This window comes from Terriglobia bacterium (assembly GCA_020072565.1).
Classification (GTDB): domain Bacteria; phylum Acidobacteriota; class UBA6911; order UBA6911; family UBA6911; genus JAFNAG01.
This window is the reverse complement of sequence record JAIQGI010000008.1, coordinates 185,436-201,897: the sequence shown is the minus strand read 5'-3', so window position 1 is coordinate 201,897 and position 16,462 is coordinate 185,436. Positions and strand designations below refer to the sequence as shown.

11 protein-coding genes are annotated in these 16,462 nt (G+C 60.5%); 6 read left to right on the top strand and 5 right to left on the bottom strand.

The window, feature by feature from the left end:
* Positions 1 to 243 precede the first annotated feature (243 nt).
* Together LAP85_07360 and LAP85_07355 are read right to left on the bottom strand one after the other, a co-directional pair.
* Positions 244 to 3,519: a UvrD-helicase domain-containing protein gene (locus tag LAP85_07360; protein MBZ5496206.1), complete on the bottom strand. Its 3,276-nt coding sequence runs from the start codon at positions 3,517 to 3,519 to the stop codon at positions 244 to 246.
* Positions 3,516 to 6,809, bottom strand: a complete 3,294-nt coding sequence (locus tag LAP85_07355; GenBank protein MBZ5496205.1) for a PD-(D/E)XK nuclease family protein — start codon at positions 6,807 to 6,809, stop codon at positions 3,516 to 3,518. Before LAP85_07355 ends, LAP85_07360 begins: the two co-directional genes overlap by 4 nt.
* A gap of 254 nt (positions 6,810 to 7,063) precedes the next feature.
* Here LAP85_07355 and LAP85_07350 point away from each other — a divergent pair, with 254 nt between their 5' ends.
* From LAP85_07350 to LAP85_07330, 5 genes are all read left to right on the top strand, one after another.
* Positions 7,064 to 8,701 (top strand): HAMP domain-containing protein, encoded by a 1,638-nt coding sequence (locus tag LAP85_07350; protein ID MBZ5496204.1) that lies wholly within the window; start codon positions 7,064 to 7,066, stop codon positions 8,699 to 8,701.
* On the top strand, positions 8,698 to 10,062 hold the full coding sequence (locus LAP85_07345) for a sigma-54 dependent transcriptional regulator (protein ID MBZ5496203.1): 1,365 nt from the start codon (positions 8,698 to 8,700) through the stop codon (positions 10,060 to 10,062). The genes LAP85_07350 and LAP85_07345 overlap by 4 nt, the downstream gene beginning before the upstream one ends.
* 173 nt (positions 10,063 to 10,235) lie before the next feature.
* Positions 10,236 to 10,394 carry a hypothetical protein gene (locus tag LAP85_07340; GenBank protein ID MBZ5496202.1) on the top strand — a complete coding sequence of 53 codons (159 nt, stop codon included), beginning with the start codon at positions 10,236 to 10,238 and terminating at the stop codon, positions 10,392 to 10,394.
* Positions 10,395 to 10,909: 515 nt separating this feature from the next.
* Complete coding sequence (locus tag LAP85_07335) at positions 10,910 to 12,418, top strand: DegQ family serine endoprotease (protein MBZ5496201.1); 1,509 nt, start codon at positions 10,910 to 10,912, stop codon at positions 12,416 to 12,418.
* Between the two features lie 307 nt (positions 12,419 to 12,725).
* Entirely contained in the window at positions 12,726 to 13,211 is a 486-nt protein-coding gene (locus LAP85_07330) for a tetratricopeptide repeat protein (protein ID MBZ5496200.1), read from the top strand.
* A gap of 91 nt (positions 13,212 to 13,302) precedes the next feature.
* Here LAP85_07330 and LAP85_07325 read toward each other — a convergent pair whose 3' ends face one another.
* On the bottom strand, positions 13,303 to 14,010 hold the full coding sequence (locus LAP85_07325) for an HAD-IA family hydrolase (protein MBZ5496199.1): 708 nt from the start codon (positions 14,008 to 14,010) through the stop codon (positions 13,303 to 13,305).
* 71 nt (positions 14,011 to 14,081) lie between these two features.
* Between LAP85_07325 and LAP85_07320 the strand changes: the two genes are divergently transcribed.
* Positions 14,082 to 15,257, top strand: coding sequence for an MFS transporter (locus LAP85_07320; GenBank protein ID MBZ5496198.1), 1,176 nt, complete (start codon positions 14,082 to 14,084; stop codon positions 15,255 to 15,257).
* 55 nt (positions 15,258 to 15,312) lie between these two features.
* Here LAP85_07320 and LAP85_07315 read toward each other — a convergent pair whose 3' ends face one another.
* Together LAP85_07315 and LAP85_07310 are read right to left on the bottom strand one after the other, a co-directional pair.
* On the bottom strand, positions 15,313 to 16,008 hold the full coding sequence (locus LAP85_07315) for a class I SAM-dependent methyltransferase (protein ID MBZ5496197.1): 696 nt from the start codon (positions 16,006 to 16,008) through the stop codon (positions 15,313 to 15,315).
* Positions 16,005 to 16,451 (bottom strand): ATP-binding protein, encoded by a 447-nt coding sequence (locus LAP85_07310; protein ID MBZ5496196.1) that lies wholly within the window; start codon positions 16,449 to 16,451, stop codon positions 16,005 to 16,007. Before LAP85_07310 ends, LAP85_07315 begins: the two co-directional genes overlap by 4 nt.
* Between the last annotated feature and the right edge of the window lie 11 nt (positions 16,452 to 16,462).

The window sequence follows — 16,462 nt, the reverse complement described above, 5'->3', positions numbered from 1 at the left end:
GCGATAAGAAGCGACCCGTAGCCTGATAAAGGCTGGGCGTGCAAGAGTTTGTCTCCGCTCAAAAGGTCCACGTCTACGTCCAGGTTTAGGTCCAAGTCCACGTTTATTGGCAAAATCATTCCTATCTTAGCGCTTATGGACTTCAGCCCATGTGCTTTTTCACGCGTCGTAGCGTGCGCCCCGGCGCTTGCGGGACTGCGTTGAGCAGTTGAGACTTGAGGTAGTGTTTCTGTGTTTCAGGGTTCAGAACGGGATTTCAATCTGGGCGCCGGTGCGGGCGAGGAGCAGGCAGGCAGAGCTCACTTTGACCCCGACGGCGTTCAGCGCGGTCACGTAGGCGCGCACCTGCGGGGCATATTTTTCCATAAAGAAGGATGATATATCCTCAAGATCCTTAGGAATGTGATCCGTCTTGTAGTCGACCAGCACCCATGCGCCGGCCTCCTCGAAAAGCAGGTCGATCTTCCCTTCCTCGATTTCAGCCTGCCCCGGTCCCACCGGCCGGATGTAGGGAAGTTCGCGCCAGACCCGGCCGCCTGCAAGCCGCGAGCGCCGCACCCGCTCCATCAGCGGGGAGCCCAGGCTACGGTCGAGCATGTCGGCCAACGCCTTGATTCCGGCGCCATCGAGTCTTTGCCGGGCGCCGGCATCCTGAGCCAGCGCATCAATGTCCGGGACAAGAACCGGATCGACCGTGTCCATGGCATCGTGAAACGCGATGCCCATCCTGATGGCGCGATCGCGCGCCGGGTCCGGTGCGGTCTCATCGTCGCCCTTCGCCTCCGCTTCCACGGCTGCCGCGTGCTCCCGGCGGGACTGCGGCGTCTCGCTTACAAGCTTCCGCAGTTCCTCGTACTGCCTCTGAAGAACCGCGCGCAAGTCAGCGGGCGGCACCTCCCCATCCGGAGATCGCGGAGGCTCGATCTGCTCCAGCGCGGGAATATCCACAAAACGCACCAGTTCATGCGCCGCTCCAAGTCGCCTGGACAGGAACTCGGCCAGCGGTTTCAGGCGGGTTCCTTCGAAGTTCGCATTCCAGCGGTCCCCACCCTGTTGCTTCCTGCCCTTGATGTGCGTGCTCAGGATGAGGTGATCCCGGGCTCGCGTGAGCACCACGTACAGGAGCCGGATCAATTCGGCCTCGGCACGCGCCTTATCCGCATCCATGAGGGCGTTATATCCGGGCGTCCGCATGGGCCCGGCACGGAGCGCGAAAGTCCGTGTCCCATGCGGGTCGGCGAGAAAATCCGGGTGCCGGTGCTGCCTGCGCATGCCCAGGCCGGCAACGCAGACAATCGGGAAATCCAGACCCTTGGCGCGGTGAATCGACAGGACACGCACCGCGTCGCTGCGTTCCTCCATGATCCGGCTTTCGCTTTCGGAGGTCCCTTCCTCGTCCATCGCGCTCAGTAGTTCCACCACCTGGGAGAAGGTCGCCTCGCGCTGCAGCGTCCGGAGTGTGCGCACGAGCTTGCCGAGGTTGGCCAGGGATTGAATCCCCCGGGGGGCAAGAACTTCGCGCGCACCCGTGCGCTGCAGCAACGTTTCGAGGGTCTCCGACGCCATCCGTTCATGCCGGCGCAGGTGCAGCTCGCGCAGGATTTCGTAGGGGCGCGACAGGGGGGATCCCTGCCGGACCCCGCCGCGATAGTCGAGCGGCTCGCCTTCCATGCGTGCTCTCAGCAGGTCTTCATCGGAAAGACCGAAAAAGATCGACCGCAAGGCGCCGTAAAGCGCCACGCCGTCGTTGGGATTCGCAACCGCGCGCAGGACGTTGACTGCCGAAAAAACCTCGCTGCGGGCATAGTAGAACTTGCCCCCTTCGAGAACGTAGGGGACTCCGGCATCGCGCAACGCGGCCTCGAGTGCATCGGCGCGGGTCAGGACCGGGAGCAGAACGGCGATATCGCCGTACCGCGGCTTACGCCAACGCCCCGCTTCTCCCGGGCCCCGTTTCCCGCGCTCCTGTACCTTCCACTCCGTATTGCCGCAGATCGAAACGATGAGACTGGCAATGCGCCGTGCTTCGACGGCGACGAAATCATTTCCCGAACCCGCAAGCCCCTCCTGCTCGTCTCTGTCGCCCAGGATGTAGACGGAGGGTGGCGCCGTTTCCTCACGGCGAGCCCCCACTCCACCGAACGGCAGGTAGGCCGGCTGGAAGCGCGCATCCTCGGACGCTCTCATGACCTCACCGAAGGCGGCATCGACAAACCTGAGGATGGAAGGGACCGAACGGAAATTCGTGGTCAACTCCAGCCGCTGCAGGCCCAATCGCGCCATGTTCTGCGGGGCCGCCACACCCAGGTAGGTCTCGATGTCGGCGCCGCGAAAACGGTAGATCGACTGCTTCGGATCGCCCACGATGAAGAGACGGCCGGGCCCGAAAGTCCCGGCATCGGCGCTCTCCTGCCCGGAGGCGCCGTTTGTGAGCAAACGGACGATTTCCCATTGGACCGAATCGGTATCCTGGAATTCATCCACAAGAAGCGCGGCGTATTGTCTTTGAAACGCTGCGCGCGCCGCGGTGCTCGTCTGCAGGAGGTCGCGCGCGCACCACAGCATGTCGTCAAAATCCACGAGCCCGTCGGTGCGCTTGCGCGCCTGCCATTGGGCCAGGAAATCATCCATGATCCAACGGAGGGCCTCGTCGAGAGCGCGCTGGGCCGGAAGAGAGTCGTACCCGCCGCAGAATTCGGCCGCGCCTTTGACGAAGTCCTGGACCTGCAGGACCGTCTCCCTCGCTCCCTGCCAGTTGGCAGCGGAACCTGCCGGACGGAGCTTGCCAAATGATGTCTCCGAGCAGGGATTTTCGAACCAGCGCAACGCCTTTCCCAGATTGCCTGCAAGCTTGTCATCCTGGTTCCTGACCAGACTCAGGAAGCGCCTGCCCTCCTCGAGCATCTGCCGCATTTGCTGCCGCGTCTCTTCTTCCGTGGGTGGGGGGGCGAGCTTCAGGCCTCGAACGCCGTGCGCGCGCTGGCGCAAAGTCCGGGCCGCTTCCCGTAGAGCTTCGAGCCCCAGGCCCGCACGCAGCGCCCGCTCGAGCGGAACTTTTCGTTCCAGCAAAGCCTGCTGCATCCAGGCGTCCCACACTTCCCTGAAGAGGAGATCGCTCTGGACCTCATCGAGTGCCGTGAAGCGCGGATCGAGCCCCGCCTCGATCGGCCTCTCTTTCAACAGCGCCACGGCGAACGCATGGAAGGTGGAAATCGATGCCGTTTCGAGATCGCGCAGCGCTGCGAGCGCCCGCGTTCCCGGTTCGCCTGCCCTGGACGCCTTCTTTTCGAACTCCTGCCGCAGGCGGATCTTCATCTCGCCCGCCGCCTTCTCGGTAAAGGTTATGGCACAGATGCGGGAGAGCGGCAGGGGCGCCCCTTCCGGCCCGCGCTCGAGGACGAGGTGAAGGACGCGATCGATCAGGATGGTGGTCTTGCCGGTCCCGGCAGAGGCTTCGACCGCGAAGGAACGGCCGGTCTCCTCCGTCGCTTTTTTTCTATCGGCTGAATCGGGGATCATTCTTCATCCTCCGCCGGCGCATCGGCGTCCCCGAGCGCGAGAAAGCGCTGCACGGCTGGGTCGGCCGCTTTGCTCTGCTCTCTCTGCGCGCGATCCTTTCCGCAAATGAGGAGGTAGTCGCAGTAGTCGCAGTGCCCCTGCGGCCGGACCCTTCCCGACGAGCGGGCGAAAAAGACGCCCCCTGCTATCCCATCTCTGACAATTTCCAGCATCTCTGGCAGACGCTGCCCCGCGGCGCGCAATTCCTCTTCATGGAACGAACAGGGCACGATCCGGCCATCGGCGGGCTGCAGATGGAGATACTCCCCCTCGACGCTCTCGACACCGGCCAGATCTTCCAGGACTGATAAAGCGCCACAGTAAATCACCAGCTGCATTTTTTCGCCTGCCATCAGCGGCGTTTTCCCACGGCCCTCCATGGTGACAGGCAGCCGGCCGGTTTTGTAATCAACAACGCGAGCGCGGCGCCCGTCGCGGGAGAGGTCGATGCGATCGATCCGGCCACGAAAATCAAACATGTGGCTGCGGCCTTGCACGCGGTAGCCGGGCGAGGCAGCCGGGCCGGGAAATGTCCCAAAAGAGCGCTCCAGATGGGCTGGCCGCCAGTCGCCATCGTCGCGTTCCGTTTCAAAGATCAGCCAGTTCTGCAGCATGGCCAGCAAGCGGTCCCGCTCGATCTCCCACAGAAGATCCGGCATGCCCGCCGGACGGGCCTTTTCCAGGACGCCGCGCGCTGCCGCCGCCAGTTCTTCCGCGGCAGCGGAAGCGATACTGCCACCGGTGAGATTTTTCACGAATGCCTCGAGGATCCCGTGGATGCTCTGGCCGCGCTCCAGCGGATCCATCCCCTCGACCGGTCCGGACTCCTCCCATTTCTCCAATTCTTGAATCCGCCGAAGGTAGAAGAAGTAAGGGCACTTCGCATATTCTTCGATTCGGCTGGCTGAGATTTGACCGGCTTCCAGGTCGAGCTTTAGCGCCGCCCAACGAAGGAGCGCCGGATCGTGGAATCTCCCGTCAAACTCCGTCAACTGCCTGGTCCGGCGCGCGCGGTCGAATGCCATCGGCCGGGTCAGCAGGAGCGGCTCTGCCTGTTCGAGGGCCGCCAGCGTAGCCCGGGCGGTGCGGGGATTTTCCAGGATCAGCCGCAGCCGGATCTCTCCTTCGTCCACGGCAATCCGGTCCTTCCCTGGGCCGGGATCGTCAAGGCTGATGGAACGTAGCCCGGGTACCTTCTCTTCCGTGAGATCGGCCAGGGAAAGCATGGCTGCTCCGCGCGCTGCCGCCGCGGCACGGAGGAAGAACTCTGAGGGTATGCGTTCGCGGTCCGAAGATTCATCCAGGCGCGAGGTCAAGAGTACGAGCCGTTTTTCCGCCGCACGCACGGCCATATCGAACAGCAGCTTCTCCTCCTCGCCGCGCAAGGACTTGAGCGGGAGTCGTGGCGGATGTCCGATCTGTCTGCGCTCGTCATCGAGCAGCAGTGGATCCTGGCGCAGGCGGGCGGGGAAGCGTCCCTCATCCAACCCGGGGATGATCACCAGGGGAAAACGCAGACCGCGCGCGGCCACGGCAGAGAGAAGGTTGATGCCCCGGCGTTGAAAGCGGCCCTCCGGATGAGAGAGCGTGGCAAGCGATTCAGACAGGGCCGCGGTCATCCTCGACCGTGCTATGCGCCCATCCGCCCCGCCGGCATGAACATTCTCGAGCATGCTGAGGTCGTCGAAGACCGTGACAAAAGCACCCCAATCCTCGGCAGTCCCCAGCAGAGGCTGCAGCCGTCCTGCCAGCAGCGCCGCCCAATCAGGCCCTGAAAGGGCCTCGGGCCAGCCGGCTGTCGCCTGGCGCAAGGCAAGCCAGCCGATGCGGAGCGACTGCGCCGCCTCCAGGCGCCGGCGCGCGAGCGGGACTGACATCCGGTGGAACTCGCTCTCCTCGTCCTCAATCCCGGAAGCAGCATGCGCCTCAGCCCGGCCGAGGAACGCGTGCGCGTCCCGCAGCAGAGCCGCCGTGCCGCTGTCCCAGGCACCGAGGCCGGCGAGAAACCGGGCGTCGTTCGTCAGGGCGCGCCACTGGGGCACATCCCAGGCGCCGGCGGCCTCCGCCGGCAGCGCAGCTGCGACCAGTTCCATCGCCGTCAGGATCGCCTGTCGGGAAAACGACTCCGGCTCCAGGCCGGCGACGGCCAGGACCGCCCGCGCTAAAGGCCGTTCGCTGAAGGCGCTGCCGCCGTGCAGAAAATAGGGAACGCTCCGCAGGCGGCAGGCTTCGGTCAGTGCGGGCGCCTCTTCTTCCGGCCGCCGCAGGATGACGGCCGCTTCATAGAAACCTCCGATCACACCCTCCTGCACGGCGCGGAGAACCTCGCGGATTACTTCGACGGCAGCGCGCGATTCGCCGGGAACCGAGACCAGTACGAAGGACTCGTCCGCCGCCGGCGCCGCCTGGGTGCCTGCCTGGATTTCGGACTCAGCAAAAATGCGCTGCGCCAGAAGGCTGAGGCCGTCGTTCCTGATCTCCTGCGCCAGCGGCACCGCAGTTGCGCCAAGTTCCCTTTCCCGGGCATCGAGAAAAGGGGCTGCAAAGCTCGATCCAGCCTCGTTTACATAGGGCATGAAATAGACAAGATCCAGCTCATCTTTCAGAGAGTGCAGCAAGTCCGCCTGGATGCCGGTGGCATCATAGATGCCATAAATCAACAGCGATCGAGTGCCGAGAATGCCGCTCGCCCCCGAAGCGCCCGTCGCAGCCTGCCGAAAATCATCGCCAACGTCCCGGAAGGAGGAAACACGCGCCCGGAAACTGCGGTAGAGGCGCACCAGGCCGAGCAGGTGATGCGCCCGATCGGGCGTCAGGCCTTTCATTTCCGGCAATGAGTTCTCGAGAGCTTCCGGCGCGATACCGGCGTCTCTCAGATCCCGGAACGTATCCAGGAGAGCGCCGCGGAAACCGGCAAAGCCGGCCACCTGCGCGAACACCTGCGGTGTGTGCGCTTGCAGGATATCTTCCAGCAGCAGAGATGCCCCCAGATGGGGCAGCCTCGGCCGCGCACGGCTGGCGCGCGCACCGGAGCACAGTTTTGCCGCCAGATCGAGGAACGTATAAAAGCGCAGGTTCGCTGCGGAGCGCCCTTGCCCGGCGATCTGGTTTTTTAAAAACGCGGCGAGTATGTTTGAACCCACCAGCACGGCGACAGGCGCGAGGGGGTCTCCCGCCTGCTCTTCGGCAATCGTCTCGATCAGGCGCGCTTCGAGTGCGGCAAATGTGCCGGTGAAGATGCGGTGTGCCATGGTACCTGATTTGGATTTTGGATTGCGGATTTACAGAACGCGTTCCCTCTCCAGCCAGTCAGGACCGCAAAACCCAAAGCCCGCAATCCGAAGTCTGCAATCCAGAATCCAAAATTGGAAGACTTCCGATGAAACCGAGTGCCGGTTCGTGTGATCTTATAAGTGAGATCAAAGAGGACATTCTAGCGTCCTTGATTGCAGGTCGTGAAGGGTTTTTCGGGAGTGCGCGAGCTGATATAATTAACTTCTTAATTATGAAACGGATACAGGAAAAAACCCGAAATCTTTTTGATATTCATTCGATTTCCTTCCGGCTCTATCTCATCATCATACCGACCACAATTCTGGCCATCATGCTGATCAGCTATGTGGACAACCGCGTCACTACGAGCATGCTGGATCAGGACGTCAAAAACAAAACAACCACCATCGCCGGCCAGTTGGCCGACGATCTGGCCAGGCTGGATCCCGCTACCAGTCCCGAATTGCTGCACATCTGGCTTGGGCAGATAGTCGAAACCAACTTTTATATCTCGCGGATCGACGTCTTCCGCCTGGCCGGCGACACCCTCACTCGCATTGTGACGACGTCGAATTCCATCACTCAACCGATAAGCGTCGACGAAATGAATTCGGTCCGCCGGGCAATTCCGCTCGAGTTTACACAGTTTCAGGACCGGGAACGAGTCTGGAAGGAGATTGTTCCGTTCGCCAACAGGACCCGCACGGTCATCGGCTGCGTGAGCGTGGTCAGCTCGTTGAGTGAGTCGGATCTGGTGGCCAAGGTTCATGACCAGATCAATTTATACCTGATTCCCAGTTCGATCGCCGTGTTGGTGCTGCTGCTTCATTTCCTTTTCACCCGCGTCCTGACGGGGCGTATCTGGAGGCTGGGGCACGCCATGGCGCAGGCAAGGCAGGGCGATCTGGCCAAGCGCGCCCCCGTGGACCGGCACGACGAGCTCGGCGCCATCGCCCAGCTCTTCAACGAAACCATGGGCGAGATCGAACGGGCCTCACGGGAGCGGGACCAATTGCTCGAGGAGCAAAAGAATTTCAACGCGCAACTGCAGGCAAAGGTGCGCGAGGCGACGCAGGAGCTGTCCTCGGCCAACATTCAGTTGGGCCAGGTCAACCAGGATCTGCTCGAGACACAGCGCCGCCTGACCCGCTACGAGCGCATGGCGATCGCGGGCCAGATGGCCGCCGCGTTCGCCCACGAGGTCGGCTCGCCTTTGAGCGCCATTTCCACTCACCTGGAGTTGATGGCCGAGGAATCCAGCTGCAGCGGGGAGGCGCGACACCGCATTCAGCTTGTTCAGCAGCAGATCGGCCGCATCACAGGATTCGTCGAGGAGCTGCTTTCGGAAACGCGTGCGGCCGTCAAGGCTCACGGCAGGGTCCAGCTTAACAGCATCCTCAGGCAACTCCTGCTCTTCCTGGGTCAGCATTTCGAACGCCATCAGATCCTTATCGAAACGCAGCTCGAACCCTCCCTGCCCGAGATCGAGGCCGACGCGCAGCAGCTTCAGCAGGTTTTCCTCAACCTGCTCAACAATGCTGCCGATGCGCTGCCGCACGGCGGCACCGTGAGAGTTGAAACCAGGGTGGAGACCGACGAGCGGGGCCGGGAACTGGCTGCTGTTTCCGTTTCAGATAATGGGGTGGGAATCGCCCCCGAAGAGCAGCAGCGGATTTTCGAACCGTTCTTTTCCACCAAGGACTTTCGGCGCGGCACGGGCCTCGGCCTCAGCATCGCTGCCCGTATCGTGCGCCAGCACGGAGGTACAATCTCGCTGGAGAGCACACCGGGTGTGGGCACGACCTTCACGATTCGCTTCCCGTCCTTGACGGCCAATGAAATTATCCCTGAAGAGGTGAGCACGACGTGAACGCCGAGATGACCTCGACCGGCAGGATCTTGATCGTCGATGATGATTCCGCCTCGCTCTCCTCCCTGGGCGAAGCGATGACCAGGGAAGGATACCGGGTCACCCTCGCCGGCAGCGGCGAGGAAGCAGCCCGTCTTGCTCATGAGCAGGAATTCGATGTCGTCATCACGGATTTGCGCATGCGCAAAATCGACGGGCTGCAGGTGCTGCGCACTTTCAAGGCGCTTCGGCCCGAGACGGTGCTCATCGTGATGACCGGCTTTGCTTCGATGGAGACCGTAGTCGACGCGATGTCGGCCGGCGCCTATGATTACATCTCCAAGCCCTTCCGTCTGGAGCAGATGCGCCTGAAGGTGCGCCAGTCTCTGCAGTACGCGAAATTGCTCCATGAGAACAAGGACCTGCGGGAGAAGGCACAAAACCGCGACCTGCAAGGGGAAATCATTGGATCGAGCCCCGCGATGGTCGAGGTGTTCAAAACGATCGCCAAGGTCGCGCCCAGCGATGCGACCGTTCTGATCCAGGGGGAAAGCGGGACGGGAAAGGAACTCGTGGCGCGTTCGATCCATCGGCTGGGCCACCGGAAGGAGAAGCCGTTCCAGGCCGTCAACTGCGCCTCGGTAGCCGAGACTCTTCTCGAGAGCGAACTGTTCGGTCACGTCAAAGGCTCGTTCACGGGTGCGACCGCTTCCAAGCCGGGCATCTTTGAAGTCGCCGACCGCGGCACGGTGTTTCTCGACGAGATCGGGGACACAACTCCGGCGATGCAATCGAAGCTTCTGCGGGTGCTGGAGTCGGGAGAAATCATGCCCGTGGGCAGCACCACAGCAGCTCATGTGGATGTGCGCATCATCGCGGCCACCCATCGCGATTTGACGGACCTGGTGGAACGGAAAGAGTTCCGCGAGGATCTCTACTATCGGCTCAAGGTCGTCACCATCGAACTGCCGGCTTTGCGCAACCGGATGTCCGACCTGCCGCTGTTGTTTGATTTCTTCCTGAAGAAGTACTCCGCGCGGCAGGGCAAAACCCTGGCGGTTCATCCGGAGGTGCTGTCATATCTGGAAGGCTATTCGTGGCCCGGAAACGTCAGGCAGCTGGAAAACGTGGTGGAGCGCGCCGTGGCGCTCAACACCTCGGGAGTATTTGCGCTCGAGGATCTCCCGGAAGAGATCCAGGTCTCGAAGACGAAGCCGCCCCAGGCACGGGAGGGGGCCTGGCCGACGCTGGCCGAAATGGAGGACCGTTACATCCAGGAAGTGATCGAAGCCACCAACGGCAACATCTCCCGCGCCGCCGAGATCCTCGGCATCGACAGACGCACCCTCTATCGCCGCATCGAGCGCACCATCGAGCCCTGATCGCCCTGACTCCCAAGCCCGGCTGGAGCAAGGTTACCAACAAAGATGCATCATAAACTTATATCAAGGACCCTCAGACAGCAGACCGCAAATATCGGGGCACAAGTTATTACGTCTTTGGTGGAGACTTCTGCATGGACTAGCTTCATTCAACGATTGTCAGGAGCCGCGATATGATTTTCAAGCTCAGATTGGAGGAGATTGCTGGCTTGGCATTGCTTGCCATCGTCGTGGCATTGCAGCTGGCTGCATGTGGTCGAAGCAGCGAAATGGGGTCGGACCGACGCAAGACCTATTTGGCCAACAGATTCGACAAAGATGAGCTCCAATAAACCCCCTCAATCTCGATTTTGGACCCTCTTTTTCGCAAATATGCGGTTTGGACACAACTCCCTCTTTTGAACGTGTGCGAAACTCGCGCGTGGAGGTAAAGAACTTTTTCAGCTACTGCAACTGTTCGTCGCTCGAACGCGAAGCGACGGAAGACGGACGCATTGTCCTGTTTGAGAAAAAGCAGGGACGATGGATTGAAGTGGCAAACACCCGGGAAGGTGAATGACATCCCGTAGAACGGGAATCTCGGGCGTTTTTGCCACAGGATGCGCAGACCTGCCACATGGGCTGCAATCATCATGTTTTCATAGCGTTACGAAAGACTCTCGCTTTTGTACTGCATGATTGCGACAGGCCTGACGGTTCTTAAATCCCGCCAATATCATCCATAAATGCCTGCATTAAAATCAGTTAAAAGAATCAACCTCGATTGGCACACATCATGCCTATACCACGGGCGGATGCGGCCGGGAATCCGGCCGGAGCAATTCTATGTAAGGGGAGGGAAAAGAAAATGTTTACTGTGAGAAAGATCTTCCAGGGCAAGAAGATTGTCCAGCCCGGATTTGGGCGCGGGTTTGGCTTGGGTCTGGCAATGGTTTTGCTGATTCTGGGCGGGGCTCTGGGCTTCCGTGCGGCCTACGAAATGGGCGCGTCCAGTTCCGCCTCGGGGGCTGCGGTCACGAGTGCCAACAATCCCGTAGAGCTGAGCAAGGGCTTTGAAGGGGTGGCCAAAGAAGTCGAAGGCGCTGTGGTCAATATTAACACCGAGCAGATCATCCACAACGCCAGCTCGGCGATGAGCGATCCATTCCAGCAGTTTTTCGGCGGCCAGGATCCGTTCGGCTTCTTCAACAGGCAGATGCCACGTGACTTGAAGCAGAAGAGCCTGGGCTCGGGTTTCGTGGTTGATTCCAATGGGTACATCCTGACGAACCACCACGTGGTGGAGCATGCATCCTCGATCAAGGTCAAGCTGGACGACGGCCGGGTGCTGGGTGCGAAAGTGGTGGGAACCGATCCTCAGACGGATATCGCAGTGCTGAAAATAAATGGATCGGGCTTTTCGACGCTGAAACTTGGCAACTCCGACCAGATTCAAGTCGGAGACTGGGTGCTGGCTTTCGGCAGCCCGTTCGGCCTGCAGAAGACCATGACTGCGGGAATCATCAGTGCCAAGGGGCGCGTGATCGGCGCCGGTCCGTATGACAACTTCCTGCAGACGGATGCGGCCATCAATCCCGGCAACAGCGGCGGTCCGCTGGTGAACCTCAATGGCGAGGTGGTCGGCATCAACACTATGATTGCCAGCGACAACGGAGGATTCCAGGGCATCGGGTTTGCCATCCCCGTATCCATGGCAACCAAGGTTTACAGCCAGATCGTAAAGAACGGCAAGGTCACGCGCGGCTATCTCGGAGTCACCATTCAAAGCATGACCCCGGAGCTGGCCAAAAGCTTCAACCTGAGCCCGGACAAGGGCGCTCTGGTGGCGGAAGTAGTAAATAACGGACCTGCGGCCAAAGCCGGCGTGCGGCCCGGGGACGTGATTCTGGAGTACAACGGCAAGCAGATACACAGCTCCAACGATCTGTCACTCGCGGTCGCGGAAACCAAAGTCGGCGATTCCGCCAGCCTGAAGCTTCTTCGCGACGGCAAGGAAATGTCCCTCGAAGTGATGGTTGGGGAGAGACCCGCGGACGTTGCCGAGAGCTTTCCTGCCTCCAGTGCCCAGGAGCACGGCAAGCTGGGGGTTACGGTGGAGAACATCACTCCTGAGGCGGCCCGACAGATGCATCTTTCCTCCACTACAGGAGCTCTCGTGACCGAGGTGCGGCCCGGCAGCCCGGCAGAGGAAGCCGGCCTGCAAGCCGGCGACGTGATTCGGGGCATCAACCAGATGACCGTAAACAATGCGTCCGAGCTCGTGGCGGCAACTCGGAATCTGAAGAGCGGAGATACCGTCAGATTGAGGCTGGTACGCAACGGCCAGAGCCTGTTCCTGGCCTTCGAATTATCCTGACGCCACAGCCGGAGCTCGGGCCGGCCGTGCGGCGTTGATGACAGGGCCTGCAACGGGTGTCAGGTCCTGCCCGGCATGTGAGGGCAGCAACCCCAGTTCCGAGGCATGTTGCAGCGGAACCGGGCTCTCGGGGGCGCTGCCCTCACTCTTTTTTAGCAACCACGAAATTGCGAAACCCACGAAGGGGTCGTCGTGTGTTTGGCGCATTCCATGCTTGCTGAGGATTCCTTGGCGGGCGAGACCGGCAGTGGTAAGATAGGGGCGAGATTTTATCTCCTCAACAAATCACGGCAGGTGTATTGAAACAATGGAAGAGAAGGAATACCTCGCCATCGCTCAGGATCTTTTCAAAGAAGCTTATGAGTATCAGATGGAGGGAGAGTTCGAAACCGCAATTGAGCTTTATCGGCGTTCCATCCTGGCTTTCCCCACGGCTGAAGCCCACACCTTTCTGGCGTGGACCTACAGCGAACAGGGAAAGCTGGACGACGCCATCGCCGAGTGCAAGAACGCAATCCAGATCGATCCCGACTTCGGCAATCCATACAACGACATCGGCGCTTATCTGATCGAAAAGTCGGAGCACGAGGAGGCCATCCCGTGGCTGCAAAAGGCGATTCGGGCCAAGCGCTACGAAAACCCGCATGACGCCCACTGCAACCTGGGCCGCAGCTACATCGCCCTGGAGATGTTCAACAAGGCGCGGGAAGAATTCGAGGCGGCCTGCAAACTGAAACCGGACCATGAGCCGGCACGCGAAGGGCTGCTGTTTCTCAAAATGCTCATCCAATAAAGCGGGCCTGGAAAAGCAAAATCTCAACGCTGAGGGCCCAGAGATGTTACTGTGTTTCTCTGCGGTCTCGGCGTTCTCTGCGTTGAGATTTTTATTCCCGGCGAAGAAGTTTCAAGAGTTCGTGCAGGTTCTCCAGGCGGGGTCCTGCACTCCAGTTGTGGTGTCTTCCGTCGCGATCGAGAAGAGCCACCGGCATCCCGGCAGCTATTGCACCAGCAACATCCTCGTGCAGGGAGTCACCCACGTGCAGAGCCCTGGGAGCGGCTGCATTCATGGCATCCAGCGCCCCGCGGAAGATGGCCGGATCAGGCTTGGCCGCAGCCACATGCCATGAAAGCACCACCTGCTCGAAAAAGGAATCGATCTCGAGGTTGGCCAGGATATCGAAGAGGCGCGAATCAAAATTGGAAATCACTGCCAGTCGATAGCCTCGCGAGCGCAGCCGCTCCAGGCACGTGCGCGTGTCATCATAGAGCGTCCATGCGCGCGCACTCCTGAAGGCCGCGAAAAGTTCCTCGAAGTATTCACTCAGAACTTCCGGAGACATCCGGCTGGCAAAGACCTGGCGCACAATATCCATCCACCATGCTTTTTCAGCCCGAATGCCGTTTTGTCCTGGTGAGAGACCCTGGAGGGACTTGGCGTGGAAAGCTGCCCGGAAGGCCGCTTCTACTGCTGCCGGGGCGGCAGTGACCCCATAATTTCCGGCGATGCGGCTGTAGACCTCCCCCACAGAACCCTTCACCTTGAACAAAGTTCCCGCCGCATCAAAAAAAACAACGTCCGCAACATCCGTCATCCGTCACCCCTCATCCATCATGCTTGTATCATTGGTCATCCGCCATTTCTTTCTGGTATCGTTTAACACTTATGAAACGCTCGCCGCTAGCGATTATTTTTTTAACGGTATTTGTTGATCTCGTGGGATTTGGCATCGTCCTGCCGTTGCTCCCATACTACGCCGAGAGCTTTGGCGCATCTCCCTTCACGATCGGGCTGCTATCAGCGAGCTATTCCCTAATGCAGTTTCTTTTCACGCCGATCTGGGGACGGCTGTCGGATCGTTACGGCCGGCGGCCCCTCATCATGATCAGTCTCGCGGGCTCCTGCGGCGGGTTTTTGATCTTCGGCCTGGCCGGAACCCTCCCGGCCCTGTTTATCGGCCGGATGGTCGCAGGGATCGCAGGCGCCATCATCCCGACGACCCAGGCTTACATCGCGGATTTGACCCCTCCCGAGGGGAGAGCCAAGGGCATGGGACTGATTGGGGCCGCGTTCGGGTTGGGCTTTATCCTCGGCCCCGCCATCGGCGGATTGCTCGCCCCGTATGGCTACAACAAGCCCGTACTGCTCGCCTCGGCACTGGCAGGCCTTAACCTCGTTTTCGCCTACTTCAAGCTGCCGGAATCGTTGACCGAAGTTGCCCGGGGCCGGGCTCAGAGTCGCCGGTTCAACCTCAAGACCCTGGCGGAGGCGCTCGCCCATCCGCAGATCGCGCCCTTGCTGGCCATGTACCTGGTGGTGATTTTCGCCTTTTCGAACATGGAAGCCACGTTCGGCCTGCTGAACGAGCATCGTTACGGTTTGACGGCCCGCGAAACCGGGTATCTCTTCGCTTTCATCGGTATCCTCATGAGCGTGATGCAGGGGGTTCTGGTCGGCCGCCTCGTGCGCCGCCTGGGGGAGAGACGTCTCATCGTGCTGGGCACCTTTACCATGATCTTCGGGCTGGGCCTGATGCCCTTCTCCCCCAATATGACCGCATACTGCCTCATTCTTACGGCCGTGTCTTTCGGCGCGGGGATCAACAACCCCTCGATCACAGGCCTGCTGTCCCGTTCCTGCAACATCGACGAGCAGGGGGGGATTATGGGCATTGCTCAGTCAATGGCGAGCCTGGGGCGGATTCTGGGGCCGCTTTGGGGCGGCTATGCGTTTAAAGCGTTCGGGATTGTGTCGCCGTTTGTCACCGCCGGCCTTTTTATGGGGCTGGCGTTTCTCCTCAGTCTGGTGACCCTCAGAAACTCAGTCGGCAGTGGACAGTAAGCAGAAGGGATCATGTGTAAGACCCAGGGGCCCCGCTGCATCCACCGCCATCGACCTACAGCTTTTTTGTGACGCTCATACCTGCACGACTGACGGGAACAAACTCGGTCTTCAGGTGCGGATCCCCGGTGATACTGCGGATGAAGTCGGCCAAGTCGCGGCTCTTATCGGTGACGTCGTGCGCGACGAAGAATCCTCCCGGGCGCACCTTGGGGAGGAGCAGTTTCAGATATCTGACATAGTCCTGTTTGCGGGCATCGAGAAACACAAAGTCGAAGGGCCCGGTCAACATCGGGATGACCTTGAAGGGATTGTCCTGAAGAAGATCAACCTTGTCCAGCAGCCCGGCCTGTTCGAGACTGCCGAGCGCGCCGCGCCCCGGCTCTTTCGAGGACTCGACTGAGACCAGTCTGCCTCCGGTCTGGCGGAACGCCATCCCCAACCAGATGGCAGCGTAACCTCCGCTGGCGCCGATCTCCAGGCCCGACGCGAGCTTGTTTTTCAATATGAGATCGTACAGATAGCGGCCGTCCTGGGGAAACAGATCGGTGCGGCCTGGTTTGCCGGAAATCGACTTGAGGAGGGTCACCAGGCGCGGATCGGGAAGGTTGTCATAGGCGTTCTGCTCCGTCTGCGATTGCGGCAGGAGTTCGGGACCAAAACCGGCAGTGAGCAGAGCAAATATGAAGGCAAGGAGGTTGCAGCGGGTCACGGTCGGGGTTCTGAATTTGCACGCCCGCAGGGATGTCATTTTTTGCGCATGTGAATCTCTGTGCCGCCTCGTTTGAAGCACACCTCGTCCATCAGCTGATTGATCAGAAAAATGCCCCTTCCATGACCGGAGAAGACCCTCTCACCCATGACGGGGCTGGGGATCGCATTCACGTCAAATCCCGCACCTGGATCCCGGACAACGATCAGTATCCCCCTTGAATGATCGCAGCATGCTGTCACCCTCACCTCCTTGCCAGGGTCCTCTTTGCAGCCATGGACGACGGCATTGGTCAGAGCTTCCTGCAACGATGCCTGGACCTCGAACTCCTTTCCCGCGATGCAGCCCGATTCTCTCGCAAGATCGAGGATGCGCATGACCACGGGATAAATGGCGTCAATCCTGGCCGCAAACGTGACGTCAAGGCGCAGGAGGAGCGCGTCATTTTCAAATTCGCAGATATCCGGATGCTCGTCAGCCATTGGCTGGCATT

Bases quoted from the DNA above. Each gene is read 5' to 3' on its own strand.
- LAP85_07360 (MBZ5496206.1), bottom strand. From the start codon at position 3,519: ATGATCCCCGATTCAGCCGATAGAAAAAAAGCGACGGAGGAGACCGGC.
- LAP85_07355 (MBZ5496205.1), bottom strand. From the start codon at position 6,809: ATGGCACACCGCATCTTCACCGGCACATTTGCCGCACTCGAAGCGCGC.
- LAP85_07350 (MBZ5496204.1), top strand. From the start codon at position 7,064: ATGAAACGGATACAGGAAAAAACCCGAAATCTTTTTGATATTCATTCG.
- LAP85_07340 (MBZ5496202.1), top strand. From the start codon at position 10,236: ATGATTTTCAAGCTCAGATTGGAGGAGATTGCTGGCTTGGCATTGCTT.
- LAP85_07335 (MBZ5496201.1), top strand. From the start codon at position 10,910: ATGTTTACTGTGAGAAAGATCTTCCAGGGCAAGAAGATTGTCCAGCCC.
- LAP85_07330 (MBZ5496200.1), top strand. From the start codon at position 12,726: ATGGAAGAGAAGGAATACCTCGCCATCGCTCAGGATCTTTTCAAAGAA.
- LAP85_07325 (MBZ5496199.1), bottom strand. From the start codon at position 14,010: ATGACGGATGTTGCGGACGTTGTTTTTTTTGATGCGGCGGGAACTTTG.
- LAP85_07320 (MBZ5496198.1), top strand. From the start codon at position 14,082: ATGAAACGCTCGCCGCTAGCGATTATTTTTTTAACGGTATTTGTTGAT.
- LAP85_07315 (MBZ5496197.1), bottom strand. From the start codon at position 16,008: ATGACATCCCTGCGGGCGTGCAAATTCAGAACCCCGACCGTGACCCGC.
- LAP85_07310 (MBZ5496196.1), bottom strand. From the start codon at position 16,451: ATGGCTGACGAGCATCCGGATATCTGCGAATTTGAAAATGACGCGCTC.